The sequence below is a fragment of the Methylobacter tundripaludum SV96 genome, assembly GCF_000190755.2.
In the GTDB taxonomy this organism is placed as follows: domain Bacteria; phylum Pseudomonadota; class Gammaproteobacteria; order Methylococcales; family Methylomonadaceae; genus Methylobacter_A; species Methylobacter_A tundripaludum.
Genome location: NZ_JH109153.1, coordinates 191,875 through 207,174, shown reverse-complemented (window position 1 = coordinate 207,174; position 15,300 = coordinate 191,875). Strand labels below are relative to the sequence as shown.

Below are 15,300 nucleotides of genomic sequence, written 5' to 3'. Positions count from 1 at the left end.
AAACGCTGTCATGAGTGCCCACAACAAATTATTTTGATCAAACGCAGTATGAGCCTAGGGCCTGTAGCTCAGTTGGTTAGAGCGCACCCCTGATAAGGGTGAGGTCGGTGGTTCGAGTCCACCCAGGCCCACCACCTTGCCGTGATGGTAAACGTGATGTGGCCTAGGGGACTTAAGCAAGAAACACTGGGGCTATAGCTCAGCTGGGAGAGCACCTGCCTTGCACGCAGGGGGTCAGCGGTTCGATCCCGCTTAGCTCCACCAATTCTATAACGTCTCGATTCTGAACGAAGAATCGTCAGAGACCTTATAGAATTGGTGCATTACATGCATTAATAGCTCTTTAACAATTTGGAAATCTGTAACAAAGTAACTTCATGGAATAAAACCATGAGCTTACTAAACGAGTTCAAGTGAACCGACACCGAGAAGGTCAAGCGAAACCGGCGTAAGCGGGTCTAGCCTAACACTCAACGTCAAGGTAAACAAGAATGAGTTCTCAAAAGCAGAAAAAAGCGATTAAGAAAGCTGATCGATATAACACAAAACAGCTCTTTATTAACTATTGTAACCAATAGCGAAAAAGCAGACTTATTGGGGTTATATGGTCAAGTGAATAAGCGCATACGGTGGATGCCTAGGCAGTGAGAGGCGATGAAGGACGTTGTAGCATGCGATAAGTCTCGGGGAGTTTGCAAACTAACTTTGATCCGAGAATTTCCGAATGGGGAAACCCGGCCCGCATCAGCGGGTCACAGTACAGTGAATACATAGCTGTATTGAGCGAACCTGGGGAACTGAAACATCTAAGTACCCAGAGGAAAAGAAATCAACCGAGATTCCCTTAGTAGCGGCGAGCGAACGGGGATTAGCCCTTAAGTTGTACAGTTGTTAGTGGAACAGTCTGGAAAGTCTGGCGATACAGGGTGATAGCCCCGTACACGAAAACGCTGTGCAGTGAAATCGAGTAGGTCGGAGCACGTGAAACTTTGACTGAACATGGGGGGACCATCCTCCAAGGCTAAATACTCCTTACTGACCGATAGTGAACCAGTACCGTGAGGGAAAGGCGAAAAGAACCCCGGAGAGGGGAGTGAAATAGATCCTGAAACCGTATGCGTACAAGCAGTAGGAGCGGACTTGTTCCGTGACTGCGTACCTTTTGTATAATGGGTCAGCGACTTAATCTCAGTGGCAAGCTTAACCGAATAGGGGAGGCGTAGCGAAAGCGAGTCTTAATAGGGCGTTTAGTCGCTGGGATTAGACCCGAAACCGGGCGATCTATCCATGGCCAGGCTGAAGGTGGGGTAATACTTACTGGAGGGCCGAACCCACGTATGTTGAAAAATGCGGGGATGAGCTGTGGATCGGAGTGAAAGGCTAATCAAGCTCGGAGATAGCTGGTTCTCCTCGAAAGCTATTTAGGTAGCGCCTCGTGTATAACTGTTGGGGGTAGAGCACTGTTTCGGCTAGGGGGTCATCTCGACTTACCAACCCGATGCAAACTCCGAATACCAACAAGTTTGAGCACGGGAGACACACGGCGGGTGATAAGGTCCGCCGTGGAAAGGGAAACAGCCCAGACCGTCAGCTAAGGTCCCAAAATCTATGCTCAGTGGGAAACGATGTGGGAAGGCACAGACAGCCAGGAGGTTGGCTTAGAAGCAGCCATCCTTTAAAGAAAGCGTAATAGCTCACTGGTCGAGTCGGCCTGCGCGGAAGATTTACCGGGGCTAAGCATAGTACCGAAGCTACGGGTCACACTTTTAGTGTGGCGGTAGAGGAGCGTTCTGTACGCCTGCGAAGGTGAACTGAGAAGTTTGCTGGAGGTATCAGAAGTGCGAATGCTGACATGAGTAACGATAATGGGGGTGAAAAACCCCCACGCCGAAAATCCAAGGTTTCCTGCGCAACGCTAATCGACGCAGGGCTAGTCGGTACCTAAGGCGAGGCCGAAAGGCGTAGTCGATGGAAAGCAGGCTAATATTCCTGCACCAGTTGTAACTGCGATGGGGTGACGGAGAAGGCTAGGTCAGCTGTCTGTTGGAATAGGCAGTTTAAGCGAGTAGGGAGGGTTCTTAGGCAAATCCGGGAACCTATATTCTGAGGCGTGATGACGAGTTGCTCTTCGGAGCGACGAAGTGATTGATGCCATGCTTCCAAGAAAAACCTCTAAGCTTCAGGTTACAAGTGGCCGTACCCCAAACCGACACAGGTGGATGGGATGAGAATTCTAAGGCGCTTGAGAGAACTCGGCTGAAGGAACTAGGCAAAATGGTACCGTAACTTCGGGAGAAGGTACACCCCGAGTAGGTGAAGGCACTTGCTGCTGGAGTTGAAAGGGGTTGCAATAAATTGGTGGCTGCGACTGTTTAGCAAAAACATAGCACTCTGCAAACTCGAAAGAGGAAGTATAGGGTGTGACGCCTGCCCGGTGCTGGAAGGTTAATTGATGGGGTTATCTTCGGAGAAGCTCTTGATCGAAGCCCCAGTAAACGGCGGCCGTAACTATAACGGTCCTAAGGTAGCGAAATTCCTTGTCGGGTAAGTTCCGACCTGCACGAATGGCGTAACGATGGCCACACTGTCTCCAGCCGAGACTCAGTGAAATTGAAATTGCGGTGAAGATGCCGTATACCCGCGGCTAGACGGAAAGACCCCGTGAACCTTTACTATAGCTTTGCACTGGACTTTGAACCTATTTGTGTAGGATAGGTGGGAGGCTTCGAAGCAGGAACGCCAGTTCTTGTGGAGCCAACCTTGAAATACCACCCTGGTATGTTCGAAGTTCTAACCTAGGTCCGTTATCCGGATTGGGGACAGTGTATGGTGGGTAGTTTGACTGGGGCGGTCTCCTCCTAAAGAGTAACGGAGGAGCACGAAGGTACCCTCAGCCTGGTCGGAAATCAGGCGATGAGTGCAATGGCATAAGGGTGCTTGACTGCGAGACGGACAAGTCGAGCAGGTACGAAAGTAGGTCATAGTGATCCGGTGGTTCTGTATGGAAGGGCCATCGCTCAACGGATAAAAGGTACTCCGGGGATAACAGGCTGATACCGCCCAAGAGTTCATATCGACGGCGGTGTTTGGCACCTCGATGTCGGCTCATCACATCCTGGGGCTGAAGCAGGTCCCAAGGGTATGGCTGTTCGCCATTTAAAGTGGTACGCGAGCTGGGTTCAGAACGTCGTGAGACAGTTCGGTCCCTATCTGCCGTGGGCGTTTGAGATTTGAGGGAAGCTGCTCCTAGTACGAGAGGACCGGAGTGGACGAACCTCTGGTGTTCCGGTTGTCACGCCAGTGGCATTGCCGGGTAGCTATGTTCGGACAGGATAACCGCTGAAAGCATCTAAGCGGGAAGCCCCTCCCAAGATGAGATCTCACTGGGACTATAAGTCCCCTGAAGGGCCGTCGGAGACTACGACGTTGATAGGCACGGTGTGGAAGCGCAGTAATGTGTGAAGCTAACGTGTACTAATTGCCCGTGAGGCTTGACCATATAACACCCAATCAGTTTGAGGATGTGTTATAGCTAAGCGTAAAACTTAGTCACAGCTGAATAATCGCAAATGAACCGTAAAGATTAAAGAGAGACGTTACAGATTTCCAACACTCGGCAGCAAGCTGCCCAGTGAAGACGGTCGATTAAGCAACCCCAGCCAAACGCTGAAGAAGCCAACCGACCACACCAGTTTGCTTGGTGACCATAGCGAACGTGAACCACCCGATCCCATCCCGAACTCGGAAGTGAAACCGTTTAGCGCCGATGATAGTGTGGCAGTTTGCCATGCGAAAGTAGGGAATTGCCAAGCTCTTAAATTAAAAACCCAAGCCTAAACGCTTGGGTTTTTTTTTGCCTGAATTTAGGCCAATGCCGGGTATAACGGCGACATTAGTTTTACAGCGGTGTGGCAATCAGCAGGAATCATGACCCAACTACCCCGTTGATCGATTGGGTTATCGGAAAAGACCGGTTGAATAATGCCACTTTGCTTTCTGAAGATTGGGTGGGATTTGAACAGCATGTTGCCGGAAGAATACACATGATTGGATTATCGGGCTGTGTAGGTGCAGCAGGGCATGCAAAAAACAGTGATATAAGCATTCATGCCCTTGAAAGTTTAAAAAATGGGCGCATTATTAATATTTATGACTATAGAGTTTAAGCATCAGGTATTTTTTATGTGATTGACAAATGTTATTTATTTTTGACCAGTTCGCGTAAAATCAAGCGATAAAATCCCATTAACACTACCGAGAAACACCATGAAAAAGATTCTTTTCTTAACTGTTTTATTGTCGGCAGCAACAGCTTTTGCTGATGACGCTAAAAATGAATGGCATAACACTACTTTGTCTGATGCCACAATTAAGAAAATTCAGGATGCCAAATATCAATATAAAAAGTGTGTCTCGGATGAAATGCAAAAAACCGCTCATCAGGAACAGGAGAGTCGCCAAGCAACAGAAGAGATTATGAAGCAATGTGAGTCAGTTTTATCCCAAATGCGTGAAGTTTATCTTGCTGAAAAAGTGCCTGGTATCATTGCTGACCGACATTTAAAACAGATGCGCATGCAAACTACTCGTAATGTTTTGCAAGGTATGATGTTTGGTGAAGCCGCCCGCAAATCCGGTCAACAATAATAACTAAAAGAGCCTCGTATAATGAATACTTATGCAATCGATTTATCCTTGAAACCCACCACATTCGATTTATGGCATGTTTGCTTGGCGGGCACTGTCGCCCTGTTATCGCTGATTCTAATCGTGTTGTTGCTGTCGGTGGTGATCAGCCGGATTCGTTGCAAAAAAAAATCGACTATTCAACAAACTGCGCCAACGCCTGAACCGGTAGTAAAAATTGTCGAGAAAATCGTTGAGGTTGAAAAGCTTGTCCATGCGCCCGCACCGGAACCCGTTGTATTAAAAGAGGCAACCCCCGATGCTGCTTTGCAATTACTGGGTTTGCTGCAAAAAGAAGCGCGCTTTATCGATTTTATTAAAGAAGATATTGCAGCTTTCAGCGATGCCGATATTGGTGTTGCTGCCCGTGTCGTACATGAAGGATGCAATAAGGCAATTAATGAGCACTTTACTTTAGCCGCCGTCCGCAACGAGCAGGAAGGCAGTAAAATCACTTTGCCGCAGGGGTTTGACGCCGCGGCTGTGCGTTTAACCGGCAATATTGTCGGTGCTGCGCCGTTTACCGGCACACTGGTTCATAAGGGCTGGCAAGTTACCGGTATCAGACTGCCCAAACTGACGGCAGGGCATAATGCGGCTATTGTTGCGCCGGCAGAGGTTGAGTTATGAGTGATTTGTCCGATCAGATACAACCGGAAAAGGTTACAGAAGACGCGGCTGTGATGGAGGCAGAAAATCCAACCGATCAACGAATTACAGCTGAATATCCGCAGAATGGAACACGGTTTTCTGTCGGTATTGATTTGGGGACGACACATTGCGTTTTGTCTTATGCCGATCTTGATAATATCGACGATGAGGCGTTTTCGCCTCAAGTCATGGCTATACCGCAACTGATATCCCCTGGTTCGGTTGAGGAAAAGCAGCAGTTGCCGTCATTTTTATATCTGGCTCACGAAGCAGAGCTTGCAGAAGACTCGACCTCGTTACCTTGGGCTGCAAAACCGGATTATCTGGTCGGCGAAATAGCCCGTAATCTGGGCAGCAAAACTCCGATACGGTTGGTATCAAGCGCTAAAAGCTGGTTGTGTCATGCCGGCGTGGATTGTAAAGCAGCCGTGTTGCCTGCTGAAGCTCCCGACGAGGTTAAACGCGTCTCGCCATTTCTGGCAACTACCGCTTATCTGCAACATCTGCGTGATGCTTGGCAAAGCCTGCATCCACATGCGCCGCTGGATCAACAGGATGTTGTTATTACCGTGCCGGCCTCATTCGATCCGGCTGCACGGGAATTGACGGTTGAAGCAGCGCGCGCCGTGGGTCTCGGTCAGGCAATTCTTCTGGAAGAACCGCAGGCCGCGTTATACAGCTGGATAGAGAAAAGTCACGGCGACTGGCGCAAACATGCCGAGGTGGGCGACATCATTTTGGTGATAGATATTGGCGGCGGCACTACCGACTTATCATTGATAGCGGTCACTGAAAAAGACGGCAATCTCGAACTGACCCGGGTGGCGGTTGGTGATCATATTCTGTTGGGTGGCGATAATATGGATTTGGCTTTGGCCTATACGGTTAAAGCCAAGCTTGAGAAAGACGGAAAACGCTTGGAGCCTTGGCAGGTTCAGGCTTTGACTCACAGTTGCCGTGATGCCAAGGAAAAAATCTTCAATAATTTCGAAATTGATAATATTCCGCTAGTGGTTGCAAGCCGAGGTTCTTCCCTGATCGCCGGCACACTGCGCACCGAATTAACCCGTGAAGAAGTCAATCGTGTATTGGTCGAAGGTTTTCTGCCTCAAGTGGCAGTTGGTGACAGACCGGTAAGTCGTCCCCGCACCGGTTTAAGAACCGCAGGTTTGCCTTATGCTCAGGATGCGGCCATTACTCGCCATCTGGCGGCGTTCCTGGCCAAACAACAAGGTGCTACGGATGAGCTTAAAGACATTAATCTGCCGGAACACGCAAGTTTCCTGCATCCCACTGCAGTGTTATTTAACGGCGGCGTGTTAAAAGCCGGTGTCTTGGCTGAGCGTTTAATGGATGTTTTAAATTCATGGTTGAGAGCGGAGCAAGCCCCCGGAGCTCGATTATTGACTGGCGCCGATCTTGACCTGGCAGTTGCCCGTGGCGCTGCTTACTATGGCTATGTTCGCAAAGGCAAGGGTGTACGTATCAAAGGCGGCACGGCAGCCTCTTATTATGTCGGCATAGAAAGCGCTATGCCCGCAGTGCCCGGTATGACGCCGGAAATTCAGGCTTTGTGCATTGCCCCGTTTGGCATGGAAGAGGGTACCCAACAAGAATTGCCGGATGATGAGTTCGGTTTGGTGATCGGGGAGCCGGTACGGTTTCGCTTTTTCGCCTCCCATACCCGGCGCGAAGATAAAGTCGGAGCCCGTCTGGATTACTGGACTGACGAAGAGCTTGACGAACTGGATGAGATTGAGATTACCTTGTCGGAGGAAGGCCGCAGGCCCGGTGAAGTCGTGCCGGTGCATCTGTGCGCCGCCGTAACTGAAGTGGGTACGCTGGAACTGCAAGCTGTTTCACAAAAAGACCATGGTCGCTGGAAAATCGAGTTTGATGTCAGGGCTGGGAATTAGCGCTGCTCAGTTAGAGGATAGAACGCAGATGACGCGGATGATTATGATTAAGTAACTGCCCACCTCTAGCCCTGCGGTTCACAAAACATGCAGTATATTGATTGCACTTTAAAATTCGTTTTTTGAATCTCCTCACCTCAATTATCTCGGCAACCGCTCCTGCGTTTACCTCCTGCATCCATGCAGTCGTTCAGCAGGAGAGGGGGCAAAGGTGCCGAATTTTGACGTGTGATGAGAAAATCATAAGGTTCAAAGCTAGCTTTGAACTCATCAAAGTTGGCTTTACCTACATTGGTGTAGGTAAATAGTGTGGGCTATTACGATTTTTTTGAATTATCTGCGTTCATCATATTTATCAGCGGTATCTGCGTTCCATTATTATTTTCAATATAAAATCAGCATCTTAAATATAAATGAATCAAAAAAAACGATTAATCATAGCCATGACCGGTGCGACCGGCGCGGTTTATGGCGTAAGGATGCTGCAAGTTTTGCAGGCGCAGGAACAATGGGAAACACATTTGGTTATTTCTTCGGCCGGTTTGGTGAATTTAAAGCACGAAATGGGCATGAAGCGCGCTGAACTGTTCGAGCTGGCCGATGTGACTCACGGTATCGATGATATTGCCGCCAGTATTTCCAGTGGCGGCTTTAAAACAGAAGGGATGATTATTGCGCCGTGTTCTATGAAAACCTTATCGGCGGTTGCGCACGGTTTTGGCGACAACCTGATTTCGCGGTCGGCTGACGTGGTGTTAAAAGAGCGGCGGCGCTTGGTGGTTATGCCCCGCGAAACACCGTTAAACCTGGTGCATATCCGTAACATGGCGAGTGTGACGGAAATGGGCGGCATCATTTTTCCGCCGATGCCTGCTTTTTACAGTAAATCGGATTCGCTGGCGGCAATGGTCGATGAAACCGTTGGCCGGGTTTTGGATATGTTTGGGGTTAATGTCGAAGGCTTGTACACGCCTTGGGAGGGGTTGTAGCGGCTTAAGAGGATAAATTATTTACCACGAAGGCGCGAAGTTCATTTTTTTCTTCGTGTCTTCGCGGTAAAAAAATCGTGTTCTTTACTCGATGCCGCCTTAAGACAACCGTCGCGAGTTTTTGCTGTTACGGAAAATCAGCGGTTTTTCATTGTCAGCTAAGGCGCTTGCTTTCGCTGAATCTATCGCTTCCTGAATAACAGAGTGATTAGGCGATTTGCTGCACACCGGATCGGCAGCATACATGTCGCCGCTTAATAAATAAGCTTGGCAACGGCAGCCGCCGAAATCTTTTTCTTTCTCATCGCAGCTGCTGCACGGCTCTTTCATCCATTCAAATCCGCGGAAAAAGTTGAAAGCTTTCGACTCGTTCCAGATTTGCTCAATGCTGTAGTCTTTTACATTGGGGCAATCCAGTCCCGGCAGTTCGCGGGCGGAATGGCACGGCAGGGCTACTCCGTCCGGCGCGATGGTTAAGAATGTTGTTCCCCAGCCGTTCATGCAGGCTTTGGGCCTGTCTTCATAAAAGTCAGGCACTACATAATAAATTTTCATTTTACCGGCGACTTTTTCTTTAAAAGCCTGGGCGATTTGCTCCGCCTGTTCGAATTGTTCTTTGGTAGGCAGCAATAAATCGCGGTTGGCATGTGCCCAGCCGTAATATTGGGTGTTCGCCAGTTCCAGGTAATCAGCGCCGAGCTCTTCAGCCATTGCCAGTATTTCCGGCATCTGGTGGATGTTTTCCCGGTGTATGACCACGCACAGCACCATCGGATAGCCGTGTTTTTTGACCAGATGTGCGACTTCTTTTTTGTGCTGGAATGATGCAGTACCGGCGATATGGTCGTTCAGTTCCTGGCTGCTGGCTTGAATACTGACTTGAATATGATCCAGTCCCGCTTCCTTGAGTTGGACGATTTTTTCTTCAGTCAGTCCATAACCGGAGGTGATCAGGTTGGAGTAGTACCCCAGATCTCTGGCATGTTTAACCAGTTCAGGCAGATCCTTGCGGGTTAACGGTTCACCGCCGGAAAAACCCAATTGCACTGCGCCCATTTTGCGGGCTTGCGTGAGTACGCGCTTCCAGTCCTCGGTGTCCAGCTCGGATTGATATGTCGCATAGTCAATCGGGTTGGAGCAGTAAGGGCACTGTAGCGGGCAGGCGTAAGTCAGTTCCGCCAGCAGCCAGCGCGGCGGGGTGATGTTAGTTTTGTTGGATCCAGCCATTTTTTAAAGCGTCCTCCAAGAAAGCGGTAATGTCATTAACGAGACCGGTTGTTGCAAATTTCTGTTCCAGATCGCTGACGATTTGGGCAAGGTTGCGGGTGCCGTCGCACATCTTCAGGATTTCCGCAGAGCTTTGGTTAAGCTCTACCATGCCTTCTGGATAGAGAATAACATCTTTCTGTTGTACTTCTTCCCACTGCAAACGGTGCATAGGGGAAAATTTGATGGTTTGATCTGGATTAATGCTCATTTTTCAATATTAAAATAAGGCGGCATTTCGTGAATATAAGCCATGTACATCGCATCCGCCATTGTCCACAGCACATCCAGTTTGAATTTCAGGATTTGAATCATGCGCTCTTGTTGTTCGCGGGTTTTATACCAATCCAATGTAATCGCCAAGCCGTGTTCGACATCGCGTCGCGCTTCGGTCAGGCGTTTGCGGAAATAGATATAGCCTTCCTGGTCCACCCAAGGGTAGTGTTCCGGCCAGTTGTCCAGACGCTGCTGATGAATTTTCGGGGCGAACAGTTCTGTTAACGAGGAGCTTGCCGCTTCGTGCCATTCCGCCCGGCGGGCAAAATTAACATAAGCATCGACTGCGAAACGCACGCCCGGCAACACATATTTCAATGAGGTAATGTCTTCGCGCGTCAAGCCGACTGCGATGCCTAGCTGTATCCAAGCCTCAATGCCGCCCGGATCGCCGGGGTGACCGTCGTGATCCATGATCCGCTGTATCCATTTTGCGCGAGTTTCGCGATCCGGGCAGTTGGCCAGGATGTTGGCGTCTTTAATGGGGATGCAGACCTGATAATAAAAGCGGTTGGCGACCCAGCCCTGCAACTGGGCTTTGGTCAGTTTACCTTCGTTCATCAGGGTATGGTAAGGATGATGAATGTGGTAATGGCTTTCCATGCCGCGTAGTTCGGCTTCAAACTGTTCTTTGGTCCAGGCTTTATTATCGCTGCTCATGGTGTATCCTTTATAAGTCGATTTCCAAACCGTCGTAGGAGACTTCAATGCCGGCGGCGTCGAGTATTTTACGCTGTTCGGAATCGTCATCTAAAATCGGATTGGTGTTGTTGATATGGATCAATATCTTGCGGGCTTTGGCAACGCCGCTTAAAACTTCTATCATGCCGCCTTCGCCGGATTGAGGCAAATGGCCGATTTCGCGGGCTTTTTTATGGCTGATATTTTGCGTACACATTTCGTCATTGGTCCAGAAAGTGCCGTCTACCAGCAAACAATCAACGGTTTGCATGGCCGCCATGACATGCGGTTCTATTTCGCCCAGACCGGGGGAATAAAACACCTTTTTGCCGGTAGAAATTTGTTCGATGATGACGCCGATATTGTCGCCGTCATGCGGATCATGCCGATGCGGAGAATAAGGCGGCGCCTTGCTTTTTAAGGCTTGGGTATAAAAACGTAAATCATCAATGCCGGGAATGGTAAAACTGCTGCCATCGAAAGGAATCGGGTGATGATTGACGGTGCAGTAATCTGCCAGCATGTTGAATAAAGGGAAGCCGGTGGTCAGGTCTTGCTTGACCATTTCCGTGCAGTAAACGTCCAGCGGTTTGCCTTCCCGCAGCATCAGCAAGCCCGTGGTATGGTCGATCTGGCTGTCGATCAGCATGATCGCTTTAATGCCGGTATCGCGAACGCCTTCTTTAGGCTGGATAGCGGGAAAGGCTTCCAGTTGCGCGCGAATATCGGGGGAGGTGTTAAACAGCAACCAGTTTTTATTGTCGGTACTTACCGCAATGGATGACTGGGTACGGGCTTTGCCGTTCATTTCCTTGTGCCGCAAGCGGTGGCAATTATGGCAGTTGCAGTTCCATTGAGGAAAACCGCCGCCTGCACCTGAACCGAGAACTCTGATCTTCATAGTTTGGGAGGTAACTTAAATGGGGAATAAGGATTAAATGATACGGGAATAAAAGGTATCAGGCAAAAAAAAGGGGCTCTTGACGAGCCCCTTTTTGATCCAAATCGAATTAACGATTGTAGATATACATTGTTACTTCAAAACCGAAACGCAGGTCTGTGTAGCTTGGTGTTTCCCATTTCATCGTAAACCTCCAGAAGTGTTTAAATTATTATGCTAGCTTGATCAAGTAAGCTGTTTTGAAGTATACGACGAACAATTTTTTTACGCAACTTTTGACATCGCCGCAAGCCGACAACCCTTGTTTTCCATACGGTTACTAGGTGGTTTAGCGACAAGGCCGGGATAAGAAAATCGATGATAACCGGTTAAATTACAAGATGTTTAGATAGGTTGCGAAAGATGTTTTTTTGGGCTGGAAGGGAGTATTATCTTATTTCACCTTAAAAATAATAATACACATATATAAATATGAGGAGGGGTCATGGGTGGAGTTACTGAGTTGTTTTTTATTATGATACTTATTGCTGCGTTTGCGTTTGCACCATTAGGTTATTTTATTTACAGATTTACCAAAGAAAGCGGCAAACCCTTCGGTGAAATTGAACCGCATGGCGATAGTCCGTCGGCGGTGAATGATTTTGCAGAAAAAGCGATTAAATTCGTTCAGGATAAGTTCGCTAAAAAGTAACAATGTGTTTGTTGATGAGTTTCCAGGCGATTTTATTCGCCTGGAAACTTCTCATGCCAGCCGGTCTATAAACCGCCGCAGGTCGGGCAGTTAGCGTTTTTTCGCAGTTTCATCGTATTCCATTCCATTGTTAATCCGTCCAACAGCAGTAACCGTCCGGTTAACGCTTCCCCGATATTTATGATCAGTTTCATCGTTTCCAGTGCCTGAATACTGCCGACTATGCCGGTAATAGGCGCTATGACGCCGTTTGTAGCGCAATTTTGCAATTCTTCGCCATCGCTGTTGTATAGGCAGTTGTAGCACGGGCTGTTATTTTTGCCGGGTGTAAACACAGTCACCTGGCCTTCAAAGCGAATCGCCGCCCCTGAAACCAGCGGCGTTTGCTGTTTGACGCAGGCGCTATTGATCGCAAAGCGCGTTGAGAAATTATCGCTACAGTCCAAAACCACGTCCGCCAGTCTCACTTCGTAATCAAGCTGTTCACCTTCCAGCCTTTGTTTGACCGCTCTGATCTTGACCTCGGGATTTAGCCGGTTAAGCGTTTGACGGGTTGAAATAACTTTATCAGTCCCAATATCGGGGGTGTGATGAGCAATCTGCCTTTGCAAATTGGATAAGTCCACGACGTCATTATCGTAAATGGCGATATTGCCGACACCGGCCGCAGCAAGATAAATAGCGGCCGGGGAGCCAAGTCCCCCGGCGCCGACAATCAGTACGCTGGCAGCGAGAAGTTTTTGTTGTCCCTCAATATCGACCTGAGGGAGCATGATTTGGCGGCTATAGCGTAGTAGTTGGTTGTCATTCATAAGTCATGTTGTTGCTGTATTGTGATGAGGGATAATGCCAAAGAACGGGGGAGACTGCAAAAACTGATTATTGTTGGCACTCTCTACTAGTGAGTGCTAAAATCTAAAACTGAATTTAACCTGTAATTTTAATGTTTAGGAGATATTGATGAAAATACGTCCGTTACACGACAGAGTGATAGTCAAACGTGTTGAAGAAGAAACGACAACTGCCGGTGGTATTTTACTGCCAGGTTCCGCTGCTGAAAAACCAAGCCAAGGTGTGATTTTGGCGGTAGGTAGTGGCAAACAACTGGACAATGGCACAGTACGCGCACTGGAAGTTAAAGTTGGCGATAAAGTGCTGTTTGGCAAATATTCCGGCAACGAAGTTAAAGTTGACGGCGACGACCTCATCGTTATGCGTGAAGAAGACATCATGGGTGTTTTAGGTTAAGCCTAACACGTCAATCACATTCACATACAAGTTAGAAAGGAATAAAAATGGCAGCAAAAGACGTATTATTTGGTGATGACGCTCGTGTCCGTATGGCGCGCGGTGTAAATATTTTAGCAAACGCGGTAAAGGTGACTTTAGGTCCTAAAGGCCGTAATGCGATTCTGGACAAAAGCTTCGGCGCTCCAACCATCACTAAAGACGGTGTATCGGTTGCTAAAGAAATCGAATTAAAAGACAAATTCGAAAACATGGGCGCACAGATGGTTAAAGAAGTGGCTTCGCATACTTCTGACGTGGCCGGTGACGGTACTACGACTGCAACCGTATTGGCGCAATCTATCGTCAACGAAGGCTTGAAAGCTGTTGCTGCTGGCATGAACCCAATGGACTTAAAACGCGGTATTGATTTAGCCGTTATTAAAGCCGTTGAAGCCATTGTTGCCTCTGCAACCCCTTGTACCGATAACAAAGCGATTGCTCAAGTTGGTACTATCTCTGCAAACTCTGATGAGTCTGTCGGCCAAATCATTGCAGAAGCCATGGAAAAAGTCGGTAAAGAAGGCGTTATTACTGTTGAAGAAGGCACAGGCTTAGATAACTCATTGGACGTGGTTGAAGGTATGCAGTTTGACCGCGGCTACTTGTCACCTTACTTCATCAACAAACAAGAAAACATGAGCGTCGAATTAGACGATCCATTGATTCTGATTTACGACAAAAAAATCTCCAATATTCGCGACATGCTGCCAACATTGGAAGGTGTTGCTAAAGCCGGTCGTCCTTTATTGATCGTTGCTGAAGATGTCGAAGGCGAAGCATTGGCAACTTTGGTTGTTAACACCATTCGCGGCATTGTTAAAGTTGCAGCTGTTAAAGCGCCTGGTTTCGGCGATCGTCGTAAAGCCATGTTGGAAGACATCGCGGTACTGACAGGCGGCGTGGTTATTTCCGAAGAAGTTGGTTTGAGTCTGGAAAAAGCTGAATTGTCACAACTGGGTACAGCTAAAAAAGTACAAATTACTAAAGAAAACACCACCATCATTGATGGCGCGGGTTCTGAAGAGCAAATCAAAAACCGTGTTGCACAAATTCGCGCACAAGCGGACGAAGCAACTTCCGACTATGACAAAGAAAAACTGCAAGAGCGTCTGGCTAAATTAGCGGGCGGTGTTGCTGTCATTAAAGTGGGCGCTGCAACTGAAATCGAGATGAAAGAAAAGAAAGCTCGCGTTGAAGATGCATTGCATTCAACACGCGCAGCGGTTGAAGAAGGCGTTGTTGCAGGCGGCGGTTCTGCTCTGGTTCGCGCTATTTCTGCTCTTGATAAACTGGAAGGCATTAACCACGACCAAACAGTCGGTATCAACATTCTGCGTCGTGCAATGGAAGAGCCTCTACGTCAAATCGTTTCCAACGCTGGCGACGAGCCTTCAGTGGTTTTCAACGAAGTGCAAAAAGGCAAAGGTAACTTTGGTTACAACGCGGCAACCGGCCAATACGGCGACATGATCGAAATGGGGATTTTAGACCCTGCGAAAGTGACCCGTACTGCACTGCAAAATGCAGCCTCTGTTGCCGGCTTGATGCTGACTACCGAAGTGATGATTGCCGATGCGCCTAGCGAAGATAAAGGCGGTCATGGCGGCCATGATATGGGCGGCATGGGCGGTATGGGTGGCATGGGCGGCATGATGTAATCTTGCTGTCTTAAAGCCCCGTCGCTTTAAGTAAAATGAAAGCCCCGGTTGTTCTTTGAAACAGCCGGGGCTTTTTTTATTGCAGCAGCTGATGCTCATGGGGGTATTAATTGACCAAGCCATCAGGAGTCAGCCTTTTTGCACTTCGATCTGGAAGTTATCGGTATTTATTTTAGACTGTGCTAAATTAAAACAACCAAAACCGTAAAGCGGTCGGTAAAACCTGAGCAACCGTCCCGGAAATGATTTTTAGAGCAAATAGCCAGACTAAGCGCATTTGACTCGACTTAACAGC

The 15,300-nt window shown here is 48.3% G+C and carries 14 protein-coding genes, 2 tRNA genes and 2 rRNA genes; 12 read left to right on the top strand and 6 right to left on the bottom strand.

The window, feature by feature from the left end; translation table 11 throughout:
• Window positions 1-57: 57 nt before the first annotated feature.
• The 9 genes from METTU_RS13965 to METTU_RS13925 all read left to right on the top strand — a co-directional run bounded on the left by METTU_RS13965 (window position 58) and on the right by METTU_RS13925 (window position 8,242).
• A tRNA-Ile gene (locus tag METTU_RS13965) sits at window positions 58-134 on the top strand.
• A 54-nt stretch (window positions 135-188) separates the two neighbouring features.
• Window positions 189-264: transfer RNA gene (locus METTU_RS13960), tRNA-Ala, on the top strand.
• 342 nt (window positions 265-606) lie between these two features.
• Window positions 607-3,499, top strand: a 23S ribosomal RNA gene (locus METTU_RS13955).
• Window positions 3,500-3,696: 197 nt separating this feature from the next.
• Window positions 3,697-3,812 (top strand): 5S ribosomal RNA (gene rrf / locus METTU_RS13950).
• A gap of 162 nt (window positions 3,813-3,974) precedes the next feature.
• Window positions 3,975-4,166, top strand: coding sequence for a hypothetical protein (locus METTU_RS13945; RefSeq protein ID WP_150107856.1), 192 nt, complete (start codon window positions 3,975-3,977; stop codon window positions 4,164-4,166).
• Between the two features lie 100 nt (window positions 4,167-4,266).
• Complete coding sequence (locus METTU_RS13940) at window positions 4,267-4,647, top strand: hypothetical protein (RefSeq protein ID WP_006892371.1); 381 nt, start codon at window positions 4,267-4,269, stop codon at window positions 4,645-4,647.
• Window positions 4,648-4,668: 21 nt separating this feature from the next.
• A complete protein-coding gene (locus METTU_RS13935; RefSeq protein ID WP_006892370.1) occupies window positions 4,669-5,316 on the top strand; it encodes a DUF2760 domain-containing protein in 648 nt (215 codons plus the stop codon).
• Between the two features lie 53 nt (window positions 5,317-5,369).
• Window positions 5,370-7,253, top strand: a complete 1,884-nt coding sequence (locus METTU_RS13930) for an Hsp70 family protein (protein WP_050897808.1) — start codon at window positions 5,370-5,372, stop codon at window positions 7,251-7,253.
• Between the two features lie 413 nt (window positions 7,254-7,666).
• Window positions 7,667-8,242, top strand: coding sequence for a UbiX family flavin prenyltransferase (locus METTU_RS13925; protein ID WP_006892368.1), 576 nt, complete (start codon window positions 7,667-7,669; stop codon window positions 8,240-8,242).
• A 99-nt stretch (window positions 8,243-8,341) separates the two neighbouring features.
• Here METTU_RS13925 and pqqE read toward each other — a convergent pair whose 3' ends face one another.
• The 5 genes from pqqE to pqqA all read right to left on the bottom strand — a co-directional run bounded on the left by pqqE (window position 8,342) and on the right by pqqA (window position 11,550).
• On the bottom strand, window positions 8,342-9,469 hold the full coding sequence (gene pqqE, locus METTU_RS13920; protein WP_006892367.1) for a pyrroloquinoline quinone biosynthesis protein PqqE: 1,128 nt from the start codon (window positions 9,467-9,469) through the stop codon (window positions 8,342-8,344).
• On the bottom strand, window positions 9,447-9,719 hold the full coding sequence (pqqD, locus tag METTU_RS13915; protein WP_006892366.1) for a pyrroloquinoline quinone biosynthesis peptide chaperone PqqD: 273 nt from the start codon (window positions 9,717-9,719) through the stop codon (window positions 9,447-9,449). Before pqqD ends, pqqE begins: the two co-directional genes overlap by 23 nt.
• Complete coding sequence (pqqC, locus tag METTU_RS13910) at window positions 9,716-10,444, bottom strand: pyrroloquinoline-quinone synthase PqqC (RefSeq protein WP_006892365.1); 729 nt, start codon at window positions 10,442-10,444, stop codon at window positions 9,716-9,718. Before pqqC ends, pqqD begins: the two co-directional genes overlap by 4 nt.
• 10 nt (window positions 10,445-10,454) lie before the next feature.
• The gene (pqqB, locus tag METTU_RS13905) at window positions 10,455-11,366 is read right to left on the bottom strand and encodes a pyrroloquinoline quinone biosynthesis protein PqqB (protein ID WP_006892364.1); all 912 of its coding nucleotides are present in this window, start codon (window positions 11,364-11,366) and stop codon (window positions 10,455-10,457) included.
• Between the two features lie 109 nt (window positions 11,367-11,475).
• Window positions 11,476-11,550: a pyrroloquinoline quinone precursor peptide PqqA gene (gene pqqA / locus METTU_RS22565; RefSeq protein WP_006892363.1), complete on the bottom strand. Its 75-nt coding sequence runs from the start codon at window positions 11,548-11,550 to the stop codon at window positions 11,476-11,478.
• Between the two features lie 300 nt (window positions 11,551-11,850).
• On the opposite strand from pqqA, the gene METTU_RS13900 reads away from it, so the two are divergent.
• Window positions 11,851-12,057 (top strand): hypothetical protein, encoded by a 207-nt coding sequence (locus METTU_RS13900; protein WP_006892362.1) that lies wholly within the window; start codon window positions 11,851-11,853, stop codon window positions 12,055-12,057.
• Between the two features lie 65 nt (window positions 12,058-12,122).
• On the opposite strand, the gene METTU_RS13895 is transcribed toward METTU_RS13900, so the two are convergent.
• Window positions 12,123-12,869: a HesA/MoeB/ThiF family protein gene (locus METTU_RS13895; RefSeq protein ID WP_006892361.1), complete on the bottom strand. Its 747-nt coding sequence runs from the start codon at window positions 12,867-12,869 to the stop codon at window positions 12,123-12,125.
• A gap of 148 nt (window positions 12,870-13,017) precedes the next feature.
• Here METTU_RS13895 and METTU_RS13890 point away from each other — a divergent pair, with 148 nt between their 5' ends.
• Together METTU_RS13890 and groL are read left to right on the top strand one after the other, a co-directional pair.
• Complete coding sequence (locus tag METTU_RS13890) at window positions 13,018-13,305, top strand: co-chaperone GroES (protein WP_006892360.1); 288 nt, start codon at window positions 13,018-13,020, stop codon at window positions 13,303-13,305.
• A gap of 47 nt (window positions 13,306-13,352) precedes the next feature.
• The gene (gene groL / locus METTU_RS13885) at window positions 13,353-15,005 is read left to right on the top strand and encodes a chaperonin GroEL (protein ID WP_006892359.1); all 1,653 of its coding nucleotides are present in this window, start codon (window positions 13,353-13,355) and stop codon (window positions 15,003-15,005) included.
• Window positions 15,006-15,300 lie beyond the last annotated feature (295 nt).